This window comes from Gardnerella sp. c10Ua_31 (genome assembly GCF_055700915.1).
Window position 1 is genome coordinate 432499 of record NZ_JANUYG010000002.1, and the last position, 17888, is coordinate 450386.

The 17888-nt window shown below is 41.6% G+C and carries 17 protein-coding genes; all 17 read left to right on the forward strand.

Annotated features, from left to right (window positions below; translation table 11 throughout):
• The first annotated feature begins 86 nt into the window (after positions 1-86).
• The 17 genes from NYP55_RS04355 (at position 87) to nucS (ending at position 17879) form a co-directional block, all read left to right on the forward strand.
• Positions 87-1220, forward strand: a complete 1134-nt coding sequence (locus tag NYP55_RS04355; protein WP_020757981.1) for a CpaE/TadZ family protein — start codon at positions 87-89, stop codon at positions 1218-1220.
• Entirely contained in the window at positions 1201-2235 is a 1035-nt protein-coding gene (locus NYP55_RS04360; RefSeq protein WP_020757980.1) for a CpaF family protein, read from the forward strand. The genes NYP55_RS04355 and NYP55_RS04360 overlap by 20 nt, the downstream gene beginning before the upstream one ends.
• A 107-nt stretch (positions 2236-2342) precedes the next feature.
• Complete coding sequence (locus NYP55_RS04365) at positions 2343-2981, forward strand: type II secretion system F family protein (protein ID WP_016795458.1); 639 nt, start codon at positions 2343-2345, stop codon at positions 2979-2981.
• 75 nt (positions 2982-3056) lie between these two features.
• Complete coding sequence (locus tag NYP55_RS04370; RefSeq protein WP_472781607.1) at positions 3057-3674, forward strand: type II secretion system F family protein; 618 nt, start codon at positions 3057-3059, stop codon at positions 3672-3674.
• A 151-nt stretch (positions 3675-3825) separates the two neighbouring features.
• Positions 3826-4101 (forward strand): DUF4244 domain-containing protein, encoded by a 276-nt coding sequence (locus NYP55_RS04375; RefSeq protein ID WP_004132315.1) that lies wholly within the window; start codon positions 3826-3828, stop codon positions 4099-4101.
• Between the two features lie 204 nt (positions 4102-4305).
• The gene (locus tag NYP55_RS04380; RefSeq protein ID WP_472781608.1) at positions 4306-4884 is read left to right on the forward strand and encodes a TadE family protein; all 579 of its coding nucleotides are present in this window, start codon (positions 4306-4308) and stop codon (positions 4882-4884) included.
• Positions 4881-5285: an Rv3654c family TadE-like protein gene (locus NYP55_RS04385; protein WP_018632981.1), complete on the forward strand. Its 405-nt coding sequence runs from the start codon at positions 4881-4883 to the stop codon at positions 5283-5285. Before NYP55_RS04380 ends, NYP55_RS04385 begins: the two co-directional genes overlap by 4 nt.
• A gap of 131 nt (positions 5286-5416) precedes the next feature.
• Positions 5417-7687 (forward strand): DNA polymerase III subunit gamma and tau, encoded by a 2271-nt coding sequence (locus NYP55_RS04390; RefSeq protein WP_020757977.1) that lies wholly within the window; start codon positions 5417-5419, stop codon positions 7685-7687.
• Positions 7688-8296: a recombination mediator RecR gene (recR, locus tag NYP55_RS04395; protein WP_472781609.1), complete on the forward strand. Its 609-nt coding sequence runs from the start codon at positions 7688-7690 to the stop codon at positions 8294-8296.
• A gap of 194 nt (positions 8297-8490) precedes the next feature.
• Positions 8491-9255, forward strand: coding sequence for an aspartate kinase (locus NYP55_RS04400; RefSeq protein WP_004131083.1), 765 nt, complete (start codon positions 8491-8493; stop codon positions 9253-9255).
• A 143-nt stretch (positions 9256-9398) separates the two neighbouring features.
• Complete coding sequence (locus NYP55_RS04405; protein ID WP_032835986.1) at positions 9399-9968, forward strand: ACT domain-containing protein; 570 nt, start codon at positions 9399-9401, stop codon at positions 9966-9968.
• A 77-nt stretch (positions 9969-10045) separates the two neighbouring features.
• Complete coding sequence (locus tag NYP55_RS04410; RefSeq protein ID WP_472781610.1) at positions 10046-11113, forward strand: aspartate-semialdehyde dehydrogenase; 1068 nt, start codon at positions 10046-10048, stop codon at positions 11111-11113.
• 51 nt (positions 11114-11164) lie between these two features.
• Positions 11165-11785 carry a DUF5701 family protein gene (locus NYP55_RS04415; protein ID WP_004131086.1) on the forward strand — a complete coding sequence of 207 codons (621 nt, stop codon included), beginning with the start codon at positions 11165-11167 and terminating at the stop codon, positions 11783-11785.
• Positions 11786-11869: 84 nt separating this feature from the next.
• On the forward strand, positions 11870-12571 hold the full coding sequence (locus NYP55_RS04420) for an ABC transporter ATP-binding protein (protein ID WP_020757715.1): 702 nt from the start codon (positions 11870-11872) through the stop codon (positions 12569-12571).
• A 32-nt stretch (positions 12572-12603) separates the two neighbouring features.
• Positions 12604-15417, forward strand: coding sequence for an ABC transporter permease (locus NYP55_RS04425; protein WP_472781611.1), 2814 nt, complete (start codon positions 12604-12606; stop codon positions 15415-15417).
• 112 nt (positions 15418-15529) lie between these two features.
• A complete protein-coding gene (locus NYP55_RS04430; protein WP_415702689.1) occupies positions 15530-17002 on the forward strand; it encodes an amino acid permease in 1473 nt (490 codons plus the stop codon).
• 76 nt (positions 17003-17078) lie between these two features.
• On the forward strand, positions 17079-17879 hold the full coding sequence (gene nucS / locus NYP55_RS04435; RefSeq protein WP_472781612.1) for an endonuclease NucS: 801 nt from the start codon (positions 17079-17081) through the stop codon (positions 17877-17879).
• The last annotated feature ends 9 nt before the right edge of the window (positions 17880-17888 follow it).

Consider the following 17888-nt stretch of genomic DNA (forward strand, 5'->3'; position numbering starts at 1 on the left):
TGGCGGATTTGCAACGTTTATTGAGCCTTTAACCACATTCTTACAAAAGTATTGCTTATTTATTTTGTATGCGATTCAATAGCTGCATGAGCAATATGAGTATTGATAATTACGATGCGCCTTCGTGCGCCGCTAGGGTACTTAACACATACCCTCCGCAGGCGAGTGCGCTTAAAAACGCCATTAATCAGTCTAACAATGTTAACGACTCAACTGTTATTGCATCTTTTAATCGCAGTTGTGAACTGGCTGAAAATCCTACGTTTAACAAAGATTTTGGCGTTATAAGCAATCGTGTTCTTCAAGACGATCGCAATAATAGTGTTGCTCAAAAAACTACTGGAAGCTTGAACTACTCGCTAAAGCCTTTTCCAAAAAATGTTGTAATTGGTTCTGCAGCAAATAGCGGAATTGGCTTAAGCACTACTCTTGCACTTCTTGCAAGCAATATTGCTAGTAAAAAATACGTTGTAGCTTTAATCGATGCAGATATTTCTAATGGCGGTTTAGATGTTCTACTTGGATTGGAGCAAGACGAAGGCAGAAGATTGCAAGAGGTTCAAGCTCCTTTAGGAAGACTAGACGGTTACGTTTTGCGTTGCGAGCTTTTGCATTGGAACAATGTGGATATTCTGGCCTACTCACCTTGGAAAAATCAGGAGCCTAAGCCATGGGTTATTGAGGCCGCAATTAGAGGTCTTGCTAAAGCTTGCGACGTTGTGATTGTAGATATTGGATCTGGATTTTCGGCAAGAAGGCTTTTACAAAGTCTTCCAACTCTAGCGAATGTTCCAACAATTTTTGCATCGGAGCTTAGCGTTTTAGGTTTAGCTCGATTGCGAGCGCATTTGCAAAACCTAGAGTTGGATCATAAAAATTACGCGGAAAATCTAACTTATATTGTTGCAGGCTTAAATCCACGCGGACTTTCTAACAGATTTTGCCCAGTAGAGATTACAGAAGCTTGTGATTATTTACTTTGCAATGTAGAAGGCCCAATTGGTCACGATTCTAAGATGTACGAAGACATAATTGGTGGGTATGGGATTAGAAGCATACCAAAATGCGCGCAAAGTGCGGTAGAAAAAATCACCATATGGCTGCTTGGCGACTCGCGTAAATCGGGTTTAATGGCATCTAACACGCAAAGTAATTCTTCTTACGCATTTGGCAGATTTTCAAAAATAGTGGGTGGTAGGCATGGCTTTACAAGATATTGATTTTGGAATTTTGCAAGATATTGCAGATAATCCCAATGTAACAGATATTGTTGTTACAGGTGAGGGAAGAGTTTGGGCAGACTTTGGGCTTGGGCTTAATGAATACAATCCAAGAATCCCGTTTGATAATCCCAGTGTTTTGCGCGAATATGCCGTCTGGCTTTGTGCTCAATTGGGTAAACGATTAGACGACGCATGCCCAATTGCAGACGCTTCTAGTCCACTTGGTGTGCGAATTCACGCGCTTATTGCACCAATAGTTTTGAGCGGAGCTGCCATTTCGATTCGCTTCCCTGCGCTAAAGCACTACTGTTTAACGGAACTTAGCAGCAAAGGCATGTTTCCAATTGAGCTATCTAGGATTCTTTATTTGCTTGTTGAGAGTCGCGCAAATATTTTGATTACAGGTAGCACGGGTTCGGGAAAAACAACACTTATGAAGGCTCTATTAGCTTCTTGTAATCCAAAAGACAGAATAGTTACTGTTGAAGAAACTAGGGAATTGGGCTGTGTTTCTAACGATTACGTTTCTTTAGCAACAAGAGAAGCAAACGTTGAAGGCGCAGGATGCATTGATTTACAAGAGCTTGTAAAAGCCACTTTGCGAATGCGACCAGACAGAATCATTTTAGGAGAATGCAGAGGCAAAGAAATCGCTGATTTATTGCGCGTTTTTACATGCGGACACAAAGGCGGAATGACGACTTTGCACGCAGATAAAGTACAAAAAGTTCCAGCGCGATTAATGGCACTTGGTCTGCTCGCAGGGCTGGAGCCAATGGCACTTTGCGCTCTTGCTGCAGACGCATTCGACGTTGTTATTCACGTTGAGCGCGTAAACGGGATACGCGTTGTAAAGGAGCTTGGAGTTTTAAGATCTAATGATTCTGGCGCACTAGAAGGCGTTCCTGTTTTAAGAGTTAAAGACACGCAAATAGAGGCCACTTTAGCATGGAAAGAGTTTTCGTCTAAATGGCATTTGCCACTAAATTCGCAAATAGTTTTAAGAGCTTAACAAGCAAAAAGCAAAACGGGCAAAAATAAGGCAAACTAACAAGCAAACTAACAAGCAAACTAACAAGCAAACTAACAAGCAAAATAAAAGCTAACAAAGGATTTAACATGAGTATTGAAGAGTCGCTAGCATCTCTTGTTGCATCATTAAAATCGGGAGCTTCGTTTGAGTCAATTATTGGCGTATGCTCAGATTGCAATGCTAATGGCAATGCGCGCAAAGCATACAACAAGCAAATAAATGCAGAATCCATATTACAGTGGTTTGATTCTAGACTAAGCGAAAGCACAATCACGTCTAGTTTAGATAGCTCTTTCAAAAACGCGAAGAATACAAAGAATACAAAAAATTATAAAAATGCCAAAAAACAAAAAGACATTCGTAAAATAGCGCAATCTCTTATGAGTGTATACAAATTAAGTAATTCGATTGGCTGCCCAATGGCAGATTGCGTTCAATCTGTTGCGGATTCTTATTATGCAAACAAAAGGGTTGATGATTTAAGCGCGGAAGTTTTTGCAATGCCAAAAGCCACTATTAAGTTGCTTATTGCACTGCCATTTTTGTCTCTTTTAACTGGTCAGCTTTTAGGAGCAAACCCAATACTAATGATTTTTACTAGCTACAAAGGATATACGCTTTTAAGCGTTGGAATGGCATTTTACGCGGTTGGAGTTATTTGGGTTGCGCGCATTCTTAAAAATTCTAGAAACGCAATGCAATCCGCTTCTTTTAATGGCAATTAAAACGCAATCAAAAATAATCTACGAAGTAATCAAAGAAGTATTTTAGTCAAAACTTAATGCAGTAAAGGAGGATAAATGCTAAGAGCAATTATTATTTGGCTTATTTTAGTTGCATACATAATTATTTTGTGCAAACTTTTTTCTAAGCAAATGGCATCTAGCTCACTCTATGAGCGCGCTGTTAAGCCGAGCGTTTTTATGCAAAACACTTACGACTTTAGACAAAACATACTAAGCGATATAGATCCGATTCTTGGTTTGCAAATGATAATAGTTGCACTAAAAAGTGGTGTTGCAATAACTAGAGCACTAGACGTAGTCGGTTGTTCTTTGCCTGCATCAAAAGGAATTTGGCTAAGTCGCGTTTCTAAAGCGCTTATCTCTGGCAGCACTTGGAGAGAAGCTTGGAGCGAGCCACATGTTTGCTTTAGTAAAAAAGATAAGAACGCTTGCGCATCTTTTATTTTAAGCACATGGCTAAAAAATTCTTTGCGTGAATCTTGGATTTACGGAAGCTCCCCCGTACCAGTACTTAACGCCGTTTTGCAAAACTACGAGCAATCAATGAAGAATGTTGCAAAAAAAGAAAGTTCGAAACTTTCTGTGCGACTTCTTTTGCCAGTTGGATTGTGCTTTTTGCCAGCGTTTATTTTTGTTGGCATTTTGCCAACAGTTGCATCATTTATGCACTAGCTGCAAATCGCAGTGAAAAATCGCAGTGAAAACGATTTTATATAAAAAGTCGCATATAAAAGTCTTAAAAATGGCACTTAAAAAATTTGTATCCAAACTGGGTACATAAATAAAAAATAAACAATAAATAAAAGAAAGGAAGGTAAGTAACATGAAAACAATTGCTAAAGCATTTTCAAAACTTTGTTGCGAGTTTACAACAAACGCAAACAAAGGATTGATTAAAGCAGAACAGGCGTGCAATAGTATGCAAAACCGCTTGAATAACAGTCTAAAGAAACTAGACGAAGGAGCAGTTACTGCAGAATATGCGGTTGTTCTTATAGCTGCTACAGCTTTTGCAACAGTTCTTATTGCTATTGCTAAGTCGGATGCTGTGCACAAAGCTATTGGCGAACTTGTTAAAAGAGCTTTGCACGTTAGCTAATGTAAAGAAGAATATAAGTTGTTAAGCACTGCGTGAAACATTGCGTGAAACATTGCGTGAAACATTATGAAGCTCTTGTTGATATTTAACAAGATTCGATGAGATTAAACAAGATTCAGATTAAACAAGATTAAAACAAGATTAAACGAATGCTAAAGAACTAAGCATAAACACTAATAATGGAGATTCACTAATGCGAAAGAAATGAGAAAAATGAAGAATTATACGTTTTTGAATATTTTCAACAAAAGGAATGCAAAAAATACGAGCATAAATAGTTACAAGCACACTAAAAGCACTAAATTCACTAAAGATGCTAAAGATGCTAAAGATGTTAAAGATGTTAAAGATGTTAAAGATGTTAAAGATGTTAAAGATGTTAAAGATGTTAAAGATGTTAAAGATGTTAAAGATGTTAAAGATGTTAAAGATGTTAAAGATGTTAAAGATGTTAAAGATTCAGGTGCAGTAACCGCAGAATTTGCGATTATTCTACCTACAGTTGCGATTCTTGCTATAGTGTTAATTTTTGTAGGCAAATCAGTAGTAAATACAATGAATTGCAACGATGCAGCAGGCCAAGTTGCCTACTACATTGCATCTACACACGATTCTAAAGAAGCTCAAAATATAGTGCATAAAGTATCTGGAAAAAATAGTTCTGTAAAAGTCGAATATGTTGGAAATATGGCAGATATTGTTGTTAGTTGCCCGGTTGTGCCAGACCCGCTGAAGATTTTGCCAATGCAAGTAGAAGCGCGCATTAGTCAGGTTTTAATATGAATCAAAAAAGAGCTAAGCGATTAATAACGCAATGCTTAAAAGCTAAACATTTACACGGAGCGGATTGCGGATCTGGAACTATGCTTGGCATAGGATTAGTAACCGCAATCTGCTCTATTCTGGTTCTTTGTGCGGTTATTGGAACGATTCTTGTTTCAAAACATCGCGCATATGCGTTAGCAAATGCATCGGCAATATCGGGAGCGGTTGCTATACAGAACATGAACGGAGACGCTTGCAAAATCGCGCAAAACACAGCTACAGCAAACAATGCAAAAATCGAGTCTTGTGTGGAAAAAGATAACGACATATCGCTAAAATTAAGCGTTCCTTTACACGTTCCAATGGCCTCTAGAATAACCGTAAGCGCTAAAGCGGGTTTAGTGGATTGTAGCGAGTGAACCATAATGTAGCATGTAGTAGAGTGCGCATCGTTAGCATGTTAGTACTTAGATGATTAAAATGGAACAGATGATTTGCTTAAACAGTAAGCGGATTCAAGTTAATATCTAGTTGGCGGTAGGTTATAGTTATGGCACTTGCGTTGTATCGAAGATATAGACCAGACACTTTTGAAGGTGTTATTGGTCAAAATCAGGTTACGATTCCGCTTATTAGAGCACTTGATCAAGGCAAAATTACGCACGCGTATCTGTTTTCTGGACCGCGCGGATGTGGAAAAACAAGTTCGGCACGAATTTTAGCGCGATGCATTAATTGTGAACAAGGGCCAACTTCTAAGCCGTGCGGAAAATGCCAAAGCTGTAAAGATCTTGCAACAGGCGGCCCAGGTTCTATAGATGTTGTAGAAATAGACGCAGCAAGCCACAACGGCGTTGACGACGCTAGAGAATTACGCGAGCGCGCAGGATTCGCACCAGCAAGAGATAGATATAAGATTTTTATTTTAGACGAAGCTCATATGGTAACTCCTCAAGGCTTTAACGCTTTGCTTAAGATTGTGGAAGAGCCGCCCGAGCACGTTATGTTTATTTTTGCTACAACTGAGCCAGATAAGGTGATTGGAACAATCCGCTCCAGAACTCACCACTACCCGTTTAGACTTGTGCCACCAGAAGTAATGGGCCCGTATTTAGAAAACATTTGCCAAAAAGAAGGAATTAACGCGCAAAAAGGCGTATTACGACTTGCTATGCGAGCAGGCGGCGGATCGATGCGAGATACTCTTTCTGTGCTAGACCAGTTGATGATTGGCTCCGTAGATGGCGTTATATCGCTAGATTCTGCGGTTGCTCTTCTTGGATTTACGCCTTCTAACTTAATCGGAGATGTTGTTGACGCTCTTATTGAAAAAGACGGAGCAAAACTTTACGAAACTGTGCAAAAGGTTATTGTTGGAGGCTTCGATAGTCGCAAGTTTGTAGAAGATTTGCTTGGTCGCTTGCGCGATTTGTTACTATTGGCTTCTGCTGGAGTAGATAGTGCTAAAAACTTGCTTGGGGATTTATCGCCAGAAGACATGCAAGTTTTGCAACGTCAATCAAGTCAGCTCACTTTGCGAAGCTTGTCTAGAATGGCAGAAATCGTAAATAATGCTTTTTCAGGAATGGCAAATGCTGTTTCGCCTAGAATGAATCTTGAAATTCTTGTTGCACGCTTACTTTGCACTAGAACGGATTCGAGCGAAAACATTCAAACACAAGTTTATGCAAAAAATGTTGAAGCGCCAAAAGCGAACGTAAAGCATTTTATTGGGTCGGCTGCGGCAAATGCGATTGAAACTGCAGAAACAGCTGCAAAGTGGCCAGAACAGCCAGAAAACGCAAACGCTAGCACAAATGCAAATGCAAGCGCAACTACAAGCGCGCCTCAAATTTTAGACGTTGACGAAGCTTGGAACAATCTTGTTAAAAGTCTTCCAAGCGATGTTCGCGAATACGTAGAAAGAAATCACGTTCCAAAAGTTAGATTAGACGAAAGCAATCCGCTAAAAAGAAAGCTTGTTTTAACATTTGATGAGCCTATAAGTCAGCATGCTTTTGCTCTTGCTCTTTGCACGACTGCTCCTTACGATGGCAAAAAAGTGCCAGTTGTTGTTATGAGCAAAGTAAAAGACGTTTTTGGTAAAGATGTTTCAATCGCGCCTGATTCTGTTGCGGAAAATGGACAAAAAGTTGAGTCTGTAGCAAAAATGGATCCGCAAAAGCTTGCGCAAGTTAAGCGCGAATTACTTATGCGCAAAGCTGGAATTGTAAAAGGATTTGGCAAAAACACAAGCGAGAAAAGCGAGTTAAATGCTGATAGCCCTTTAGGCGGTGATAACCCTTTAGATAATTCTTTAGATGATCATTTAGATAACCCTTTAGATGATCATTTAGACGCATCACAAGATGACGCTTGGGCTAGTATGGCTTCCGCTCCAATGGGAGACGCAATTGCACCTGCGCGAGCGCAAAATAAAACGCAGTCGCAAGATAAAACTCAGCAATCGCAAGCACTGCATAGTCAGCAAGAAAAGCAAGCAATAAAGCCAGTTAACAGTGCGCAAAACGTGCAAGAAACGCAAGAATCTTATCAATCGCAAGAATCATTGCAAGAACAAGCTCCGTCGCAAGAGTCGTCGCAAGAGTCGTCACAAGCACAAACTCATTCTGCAGAGGGCATAAATGGCGCTCAAGAAGACGAATGCTCAATGCAAGACGAGTCTTTAGAATCCGCTACAAATTTGAGCATAGACGACTTGGAAAAAATGTTTGAAGTCAAATCTGTAAAAGAATTCGGCGCAAGCGACCCAAATAATCCTAAAAACGCGCGTGCTCGTAAAAGAAAGCAAGAGGAATAAATGCATAATGTGTCATCGTACGAAGGCGCAATCGGCAGAGTTATAGACGCATTTTCTAGCCTTCCTGGAATCGGCCCAAAAGGCGCACAACGAATTGCATTTTACATACTTTCGTCTTCTAACGCGCAAGCGCAAGAACTAATCAACTCGATTAACGACTTAAAAGAAAACGTGCGATTTTGCGAAATTTGCGGTAACATGTGCGAACAAAGCCCTTGCGTTGTTTGCTTAGACCCTAGAAGAGATCACACAAAAATATGCGTTGTAGAAGAGCCAAAAGACATTATGAGCATTGAGCGCACGCACGAGTACGCAGGCGTTTACCACGTTTTAGGCGGAGCGATTAATCCAATGGCAAACGTGGGACCTGCAGACTTAAAAATAACGCAACTACTTGAGCGCTTAAAAGACGCGCAAATAAAAGAGGTTATTTTAGCGCTAGATCCAAATATAGAAGGCGAAGCAACAGTTACGTATTTAGCACGACTGCTTGAGCCGCTTGATATAAAGGTGACTAGGCTTGCAAGCGGATTGCCAGTTGGTGGAGACCTTGAGTATGCAGACGAAGTGACTCTTGGGCGCGCTTTTGCAGGAAGGCAAGATGTTTAGAGATTGCACGCGGAAATTGCACGCTGAAAAGTCGCAAGCAACCGCTAGCCAGAATGCACACCACTAATATATTGCAAAATAAAAATAAAAATAAATAGAGCACGCTTGGTAATCTGATTTTGTAGTCTGATTTTAGATTAGTTCTTCTAACGCGCGTGCTTTAGAAGCATAACAGCTGAACATAAGGGGTTAAAGTGGCTCTTATAGTGCAGAAATACGGCGGTTCGTCTGTAGAAGACACGGACGCAATTCAGCGCGTAGCAAAAAGGATTCTAGACACAAAAGCTGCTGGAAACGACGTTGCGGTTGTTGTTTCGGCTATGGGAGATACAACAGACAATCTTATTGACCAAGCAATGAGTGTAAACGCGCATCCGCCTGCCAGAGAGATGGATATGCTTATGACTGCAGGCGAGCGCATTTCTATGAGCCTTCTGGCAATGGCGATTCACGCGCAAGGCTCGCACGCATACTCTTTTACAGGGTCGCAAGCTGGTTTTATGACAGACGCGCAATTTGGAGCGGCGCATATTCGCGCTGTTAAGCCAGATCGCGTTCAACACGCGCTTAAAAAAGGCAGTGTTGCTATTGTTGCAGGATTCCAAGGAATCAGCGAAATTGGCGACGACACAACGCTTGGCCGAGGCGGCTCAGATACTTCTGCAGTGGCGCTGGCTGTAGCTTTGGGCGCAGATATTTGCGAGATTTACACAGACGTTGATGGCGTTTTTACAGCAGACCCTAGAATTGTTCCAACAGCAAAGCGAATCCCCGTTATTGACTACGATTCAATGCTAGAGATGTCGTCTTGTGGATCGCGCGTTTTGGCTTTGCGATGCGTTGAATATGCGCAACGATTTAGCATGCCATTGCATGTTCGCAGCTCGTTTTCGCACAGAAATGGCACTTTGGTTGTTCCTAATGGCGTAGATCCAAAAAGCCTGCCAAATCTAAGCTAATTATTTATTAAAAATATAGGCATAATACACAAAAATAAAACACAAAATAAAACACACAAAATAAGACGAAACGTAAGACACAGTAAATAAGCAGAAGCAATAGACAGAAGGCGGCAAAAATGGCAAATACAATAGCAAATAAAATGACAAATGTAGATATTCGCTCCACAATGGGCGATTTATTCCCAGACTTAGGACCAGAAACTCCTGTAATTTCTGGCGTTGCACACGATAGAAGCGAGTCCATGATTACTCTTAGAGGCGTGCCAGACAAGCCTGGAAACGCAGCAAAAGTGTTTACGACTCTTGCTACAGCAAACGTTAACATAGACATGATTGCTCAGGCAAGCGCATCTACCGAGACGGCAGACATATCTCTTACAGCTCCAAGCTCGGCTTTGGACGCCGTTTGCAAGGTTTTGCAGGGCGCGCGCGGAGAATTGCAATTTACGTCTATGGATGTGGACCCTTCTGTTGGAAAAGTCGCAGTTGTTGGCGTTGGAATGAAAACTTATTCTGGTCTTGCAGCCACCTTCTTTACAGCGCTAAGCGATCACGGAATTAATATTCTTATGATTTCCACATCCGAGATTCGCATTGCGGCGATTGTTCCAGTAAAGCAGCTCGACGAAGCGGTTCGCGCACTTCACACAGCCTACGGATTGGACGCAAGCAAAGTCGAAGCTGTTGTTTATGGAGGAAGCGGGCGCTGATCGCGCGCAAAAATCCGCTTAAATAATCGTAAAAATCAAAGAAACTCACGCAAAATCGCAAAAATAAGGGAGACAAAATGGCAATTATAAGCAACACAGGCGTAAACCTTGCGGTTTTAGGTGCCACGGGCCAGGTTGGAATGGTTATGCGTCGCGTATTAGACGAGCGCGATTTTCCAATTAAAAACTTGCGATTTTTGGCTTCCGCGCACTCTGCTGGAACTGTTTTGAACTATCGCGGCAAAGATGTTGTTGTAGAAGACGTGGAAAAAGCAGATTTAAGCGGAATAGACATTGCGATTTTCTCCGCAGGTGGCGGAACATCCAAAGTGTGGGCGCCGCGATTTGCGGATGCTGGCGCAATAGTAATCGATAACTCTTCTCAATGGCGTATGCATAACGATGTGCCTCTTGTAGTTGCAGAAGTAAATCCGCAAGATTTGAACGATATTCCGCGTGGGATTGTTGCAAATCCTAATTGCACAACAATGGCGTGCATGCCTGTTCTAAAGCCACTTTCTGACGCTTTTGGCTTAAAGCGACTTATTGTATCTTCCTACCAGGCCGTTTCTGGAGCTGGCAGAGCTGGTGCGTTGCAGCTTATGAACGAAGCGCAAGCGGCTTTAAATCAGGGCGCAGATAAGCTTGTGTTTGATGGAGATGCGATTGATTTTCCGCAACCAACCAAAGTTGTGCGCACAATCGCATTCAACGTTGTGCCATTTATTGGCGCGATTGTTGATGACGGATCGCAAGAAACCGACGAGGAGCAAAAGCTTCGCAACGAAAGTCGTAAGATTTTGCACTTGCCAAAGCTTGCAGCGAGTTGCACATGCGTGCGCGTGGGCGTTTTTACGGGTCATGGAATGAGCATTAATGCCGAATTTGAGCACGATGTAACTCCAGATATGGCTCGCGAAGTGCTAAAATCGGCCGCTGGCGTTGCACTAGACGATATTCCTACGCCTCAGCTTGCTGCAGGAAAGTCTGCGAGCTACGTTGGCCGCATTCGCCAAGATCAAGCGGTTGATGGAAAGCGCGGATTAGCAATGTTTATTACAAACGACAATCTTCGCAAGGGCGCTGCGCTTAACGCTGTACAATTGGCGGAAATCGTAGCTAAAAAACGCGGATTTGCGTATTAATCAAGCTAAGTCGCACTCGCGATTGTAGAAAATTTTACGTAAAATGTAACTATGTCTATTGCTTCGCAAGAAATACAAAAACAGCTTGACCGCATTGTTGCCCTTGGCTACCCAGATGTTGCAGATATGAGTGCAGCGGCGTTCCGCGCTTTAGCATTGCCACTTATTCGCGCGCTTGAGCAAAGCGATTTGGGAACAAACATTCTTCTTGTGCCTACTCGCGAGCTGGTTTCGCCAGAATCCTTGATTTCTAGAACTAGCATTGAGAGAATGGCCGGTTTTACAACAATGCCACCTCGAGATATAGCTAGTTTCTTGCCTCAAGATGGTTTTGAGCCTCCAGAAGGACCATTTTACCTTGCGATTGACCCGCATACGGGCACATCGTATTTGAATCGTGAGCCAGATGTTGCCAGAAAGCTTATAGACTCCGACGAGCGCCTTCCTTTAACTTTAGAAGAAGGATTAGCGATTGCAACGCAGCATCCTGATTGGCTTGAAAGCAAAAATGGCTTTAATCTTTTAGGCTCAAAAAGCTCCGATGGAAGGGTTCCAAGTATTTGGATAAGTCAAGGAGCCGCACGTCTTGGCGCTGTTTGGCCAAATTCAAGGCACACTTGGCTTGGAAACGCATATTGCACAGCAAGGCGTGGCGTATCACTATTCCAATAAATAGAATTAAATATTAACCGAATAAATTAAAATTAAACATTAATAGCGAAAGCACAATTAAGTAGTCAGTAAGCAAGGAGTATTGTGGCGTACATAACTTTTGATCATGTTGTAAAAGAGTATCCATCTGGCTCAAGTGTTGTGCGCGCGCTAAATGATGCTAGTTTTACTGCCGAACGCGGTAAACTCACCGTAATATTAGGCGCTTCGGGTGCAGGTAAAACTACAGCCTTGAATATTTTAGGTGGCATGGATACAGCAACAAGCGGTAGTGTAACTGTTGGTGATTTAAATATTACAAAGTTAAATGGCCGCGGATTAGTAAAGTATCGAAGAGAAGATATTGGCTTTGTTTTTCAATTCTATAATCTTGTTCCAAACTTGACTGCATTAGAAAATGTGGAGCTTGCTTCACAAATTTGCTCAGATCATTTTGATCCAGCTCAAACACTTATTGACGTAGGTTTGGAAAAAAGACTTAATAATTTCCCAGCACAACTTTCTGGAGGCGAACAGCAGCGAGTTTCTATTGCGCGCGCACTTGCTAAAAAACCTAAGTTGCTTTTATGCGATGAGCCTACGGGTGCGTTAGATTACGAAACTGGAAAAGCTGTTTTGCAATTATTGCAAGATATTTGCCAAAAAGAAGGAATGACGGTTCTTATTATTACACACAATGCTGCTATTGCTCCTATGGCTCATAAGGTTGTGAGATTCCATTCTGGAAAAGTTATAAGCGAAACAGTGCAAGAAAATCCTACGGCAATTGCAGATATTGAGTGGTAATGCAGAAGGGTGATGCAGAGTGGTGATTTATAGTGAATAACAAAACCGTAAAATCCAAGATAATCAAGCGTAAAACTGCGATTCGCACTAAGCGCGCACACTCTATTTTGCCAATAGTTTTTATTAGCGCTGTACGAATGTGGATTCACGAATGGCGCCGTTTTTGCATACTAGCAGTTATAGCAATGCTTGGTGTTGCTGTTATGACTGGCATTTATGCAGGATGCAACGATATGCTTCTTGGAGCAGATGACACTTACTCTAAGCTCAAAGCTTACGATTTACAAATCGTTTCCACTCTTGGATTGACTAAAAACGATGTTAAATCAATCAAAAAATTGCCATTTGTTAGTGAAGCCGAGGGCGAAAAGTCTTTAAAAGCTACTGCTCATCCTTCAAATAATGCCGACTCATCTTATGCAATGAACGTTGTGCAATATAATCACAATTCTAAAAATCTAAATCGACTGCATCTACTGCGCGGCAATATGCCAACTAATAATCACCAAGCTGCCGTAACTGAACGATTTTTGCACGATAGTGGGTTGCGCGTTGGTAGCACACTGTTTTTGAGTATGCAACAGAACGCTAATCAAAATAATCAAGCTAATCAAAATAATCAAAATAATTCGTCTAATCAAACGAATCAAAATCAAAAATATAAGCTTCTAATCACAGGAAGCGTGCTAGACATAAACGATTTAGACAATCCAAAAGGGTATCAATCAAAAGCTTTCCGCAATTCTGTAGTATCGCGCTACCCAATTTTTACCTCTGCGATTACTGAAAACACAAATAATCTTCCATACACGTCTATTTCTGTGCGCCTAGATGAGACTCAACGAGTTAACAATTTTTCACAAAAGTATCGCGCAATTGTGGCAAATGCTTCAAACCAAATTAAAAATGGCGTGCAAAATGATTGCGAAGAAGCGCGCACAAATCAAGTTATAGAAGACCAAGCTAATCAAAAAGTAGATCAAACTATAGTCAACATGCCAATGCTTAAAAACGCTCCCAACTCGGTTTTAGCTAAGGCTCGTGCGCAAATTTACGCAAAAATTAAGACAGAAGTAAAAAAGAATGTTCCTAAAGCAAAATGGTATATTACTACTCGCGTTGAGAATGGAAGCTATGCTAGCTTAAGATCCGACGTAGCTTCAATTCAGTCACTTGGATATGCCTTCCCAGTGCTTTTTCTTGTAGTAGCAATGATGATGAGCCTTACATCCATGGCAAGAATGGTAGAAGAAGAGCGAGGGCTAATTGGAACATACTTAAGCTTAGGGTATGGTCGTTGCGCAGCAATAACAAGGCACGCTTTCTTTGCGATTTTTGCATGCTTTATAGGCGGTGGAATAGGAGATATTCTAGGATTCTTAGCGATCCCATCTTTACTACTTAAGATTTTGCGCGGATTGTACACAGTTCCTGGAGTCGTTTTGCGATACGACTGGCTTTATGGCTCGCTTTGTGTGCTCGCGTTTGTAATACCAGTTGCAATATGTACAATAATCGTAAGCTGGAGGGAGACAAGGCAAGTTCCAGCGGCATTATTGCGTCCAAAATCTCCAAAAGCTGGAGCCCGCGTGCTTCTTGAACGATTACCTTTTATTTGGAATCGTCTAAGCTTCCTAAACAAAGTATCTATAAGAAATCTAGCTCGTTTTAAAAGCAGATTATTTATGACGATTGGTGGCGTAGCTGGCTGCACGGCATTAATCGTGTGTGCTTTAGCGTTAAACGATACTGTAGCAACTCTTGGAATACGCCAATATGACGGCATTTACCACTACGATATGATTTCTATTTCTACTCCAGATGCATTCCATAATATGAAGAAAAGCGTGCAAAAAGATAAATCCAACAATCTTGTTGATGCCATTTTGCCTGCCTACATTAGCTCTGGAGAAATCGCAAAAAGCAATGCGAATAATGGTAATTCTAATAGTAAATCTAACAGCAAATCTAATAGCAAATCACATAATAGCAGCGTTGAAGATTCCGAAAGCGTGCAAATCGTAGTTGTTAAAGATTCGGCAACGTTGTCTAAAATGATTCGCCTTCAAGATGTTAACAATAATTTGCAAAATATTTCGCTTGATGACTCGGGTCCGCTTCTTTCACAAAGCGCATCATCATCACTGGGCATTTCGAGTGGAAACTACATTACAATAACAAACTCAAGTTTTAAGCGTGCAAAAGTGAAGTTGCGCGCAATCGTGCGTAATCTTATTGGTTCAAACATTTATATGACTTCTCGTTGCTATGAAAGAATATTCGGTTTTAAAAATGGGAAAAATGTTAAGAATAATGCACTAATGATGCGCCTTCGCGGAAACGATGACGCAAAAATGCGTTACGCAGATCAGTTTGCAAACAGAAGCGGCATTCTAGCTGTTATGAGCATTACGCGCATGAAACATTCGTTTAGCTTCGATTTAATGAATGCTGTTGTAGCGCTTATAGTAACTTTGGCTGCTGGCTTAGCATTAGCCGTGCTATTCACGTTAGCAAGCACAAATATTTCGGAGCGCTCGCGAGAGATGGCAACGTTAAAAGTTCTTGGATTCTACCGTAGAGAAGTTCACGCTTACGTGCATAAGGAGATGCTTACTCTTACTTTAATTGGTATTCTAGTTGGTTTACCACTAGGAAGACTAGTTGCTGGCTTGCTAACAAACGCCTTGCGAATGCCAGCACTGTATTTTGAAGTCGAGGTATCTTGGCTAAGCTATGCGATTGCTGGCTTTGCAACGCTAATCTTTGCTTTGATTGTTCAATGGTCAACCAATCCCGCATTGGACCGCATTGACCCTGTAAGTTCGCTTAAAAGTGTGGAATAATCCTATATGCGTTAAAAAATGTTTAACAATAATCCAAATAATATAAATAATCCAATATTTAAGGGTTCCTATAAAATTGAAAGCTCACGTCTAAAAGAATGGAGTTATAGCAATGAGTGATATTGACCAAACTAACAATGGTCACACTAACAAGATGGAGCGCAGCCTTACAAAAAGACACGTTCAATTCATTGCTATAGGTGGAACAATCGGCACTGGCCTATTCTTAGGCTCGGGCAAATCCATTAGTCTTACAGGCCCAAGCATTATGTTTGTGTACATAATTGTTGGCCTAATCATGTTTTTGCTTATGCGTGGCATTGGCGAACTCATGTATAAAGACCCAAATCAGCACACGTTTATTAGCTTTATTACGCGATATTTAGGCAAAGGCTGGGGCAATTTTGCAGGATGGTCGTATTGGATAGTGCTTGTGCTTATTGGCATGAGTGAGATTACGGCAGTTAGCACATATTGCGTTACTTTCTTCCAAACTTTTGGCATAGACGTTAGCAGCTGGAAATGGCTTATAGAAGTAGCGTTTTTGGCTGCTTTAGTGTGCATAAATCTGGTTGCTGTAAAGCTATTTGGAGAAACAGAGTTTTGGTTCTCAATGATCAAAATAACGCTAATCGTTGCCCTTATTGTAACTGCTGCCGTGATGGTTATTATTGGCTACCATTACCCTGCAACACAGATTAGTGGCGTTGCAAATCCGGCAGGCCACGCAGGCTTTGACAATATTTTCAACAACTTCTCGCTTATGCCAAATGGATGGCTGGCATTTTTGATGAGCTTCCAAATGGTGTTCTACGCATACCAGCTTATTGAGTTTGTAGGCGTTACAGTTTCGGAAACTAAGAATCCTCGCCAAGTTTTGCCAAAGGCGATTAATGAAATCATTATGCGAATCTTGATTTTCTACGTTGGAGCGCTCGCTTCAATCATGCTGATTGTTCCTTGGCAACAATTTAAAGCTACCGATTCTAAAGGCGTTTACATGTCTCCGTTTATTATGGTTTTCCAATATGCGGGACTTCATTGGGCTTCGGCGCTCGTGTTCTTTGTTGTTATTACAGCAGCGTCTTCTGCGCTTAATTCACTGCTTTATTCTGCAGGAAGGCACATGTATCAAATTGCTCTGGAATCTAATTCTCCTGTTCTTTCGCATTTGCGCAAGGTTTCGCGCACTAAGGTTCCTGCGCGAGCAATCATTTTCTCTGCTGCACTAATCCTGTTCTCGCCGCTTATTAACTCAATTCCTGGAGTGCATGGCGCGTTTATTGTGTTTGCTTCTGCATCTTCGGCAGTAATAATCATGATTTACATTTTGATTATGGTTACGCACAGAAAGTACCGCGCTTCGGCTGATTTTATGCCAGACGGCTTTGTTATGCCGCACTATAAGTTGCTTAATTCGCTAACGATTGCGTTCTTTGTGTTTGTGTACATAACGCTGTTTATTAGCGAAGACACTCGTGGATCTGCGATTGGCGGCCTTATTTGGCTCTTGCTTTTTGGAGGCTATTGCGCGTTGCATCAGCGCTGGCAGAATCGCGATTTAGCGGCGGCTTTGGGCAGATAGTTTACGCGATTTAGCGGAAGTTTTGGGTAGATAGTTTTTGTGCAGATAGTTACGCGATTTATGCTACGCTTTTTGTGTGCGAATTATTGTTGCGGATTGTAGTGCAAAATACACGGGTAGGCTTAACGCAAGTCTTCCAACAGCTAAGCGCGTTTTGCTTATTAAAGAAGACGGAAGCGTGCTTATTTTTTCGGAGATTGGCTCTTACAAGCCTCTAAATTGGATGGTTGCTCCGTGCACGATGCACGTTGAGAAGGATTCTGGCGATTCTGAAGAATCGGACGAATCAGAAGAATCAGAAGAATCAGAAGAATCAGAATTAGATAGCGAATCTAATGAATCTAGCGAAGAATCTAATACCGTGTCTAATGTCGAATCTGTTTTTGCAAACGGAACTGTTCTAAAAATCGCAGCAAAAAAGGGCAACGACATACTTCGCATAGTTTTGCAACACGTTTATAGCGATTCTTCCTACGATTTAGGCGAAGACCCAGGTCTTGTTAAAGACGGCGTGGAAGAGCATTTACAGCATTACTTAGCAGAGCAAATTGAACGCATTGGCAAAGGCGCAAAGCTTGTTCGCCGCGAATACCCTACTGCGATTGGACCAGTGGATATTATGGCTAAGGATTCTAACGGCGTTCACGTTGCTATTGAGATCAAGCGAAATGGCGGCATTGACGGCGTTGAGCAGCTTACGCGATATTGCGAGTTGCTAAACCGCGACCCACTTCTTAAGCCCGTTCGCGGAATTTTTGCAGCGCAAACGATTAGTCCACAAGCACGCGTTCTTGCGCAAGATAGAGGATTTACTTGCCTTATTTTGGATTATGACGATATGCGCGGTGCTGATTCAAACGAGCTGCGACTTTTTTAGGCATACTCA

Excerpts from the sequence above, each read along its gene's own strand:
- NYP55_RS04410 (WP_472781610.1), top strand. The coding sequence starts at position 10,046 with ATGGCAATTATAAGCAACACAGGCGTAAACCTTGCGGTTTTAGGTGCC.
- recR (WP_472781609.1), top strand. The coding sequence starts at position 7,688 with ATGCATAATGTGTCATCGTACGAAGGCGCAATCGGCAGAGTTATAGAC.
- NYP55_RS04380 (WP_472781608.1), top strand. The coding sequence starts at position 4,306 with ATGAGAAAAATGAAGAATTATACGTTTTTGAATATTTTCAACAAAAGG.
- NYP55_RS04355 (WP_020757981.1), top strand. The coding sequence starts at position 87 with ATGAGCAATATGAGTATTGATAATTACGATGCGCCTTCGTGCGCCGCT.
- NYP55_RS04370 (WP_472781607.1), top strand. The coding sequence starts at position 3,057 with ATGCTAAGAGCAATTATTATTTGGCTTATTTTAGTTGCATACATAATT.
- NYP55_RS04385 (WP_018632981.1), top strand. The coding sequence starts at position 4,881 with ATGAATCAAAAAAGAGCTAAGCGATTAATAACGCAATGCTTAAAAGCT.
- NYP55_RS04390 (WP_020757977.1), top strand. The coding sequence starts at position 5,417 with ATGGCACTTGCGTTGTATCGAAGATATAGACCAGACACTTTTGAAGGT.
- NYP55_RS04430 (WP_415702689.1), top strand. The coding sequence starts at position 15,530 with ATGAGTGATATTGACCAAACTAACAATGGTCACACTAACAAGATGGAG.
- NYP55_RS04405 (WP_032835986.1), top strand. The coding sequence starts at position 9,399 with ATGACAAATGTAGATATTCGCTCCACAATGGGCGATTTATTCCCAGAC.
- NYP55_RS04415 (WP_004131086.1), top strand. The coding sequence starts at position 11,165 with ATGTCTATTGCTTCGCAAGAAATACAAAAACAGCTTGACCGCATTGTT.
- NYP55_RS04360 (WP_020757980.1), top strand. The coding sequence starts at position 1,201 with ATGGCTTTACAAGATATTGATTTTGGAATTTTGCAAGATATTGCAGAT.
- NYP55_RS04365 (WP_016795458.1), top strand. The coding sequence starts at position 2,343 with ATGAGTATTGAAGAGTCGCTAGCATCTCTTGTTGCATCATTAAAATCG.
- NYP55_RS04375 (WP_004132315.1), top strand. The coding sequence starts at position 3,826 with ATGAAAACAATTGCTAAAGCATTTTCAAAACTTTGTTGCGAGTTTACA.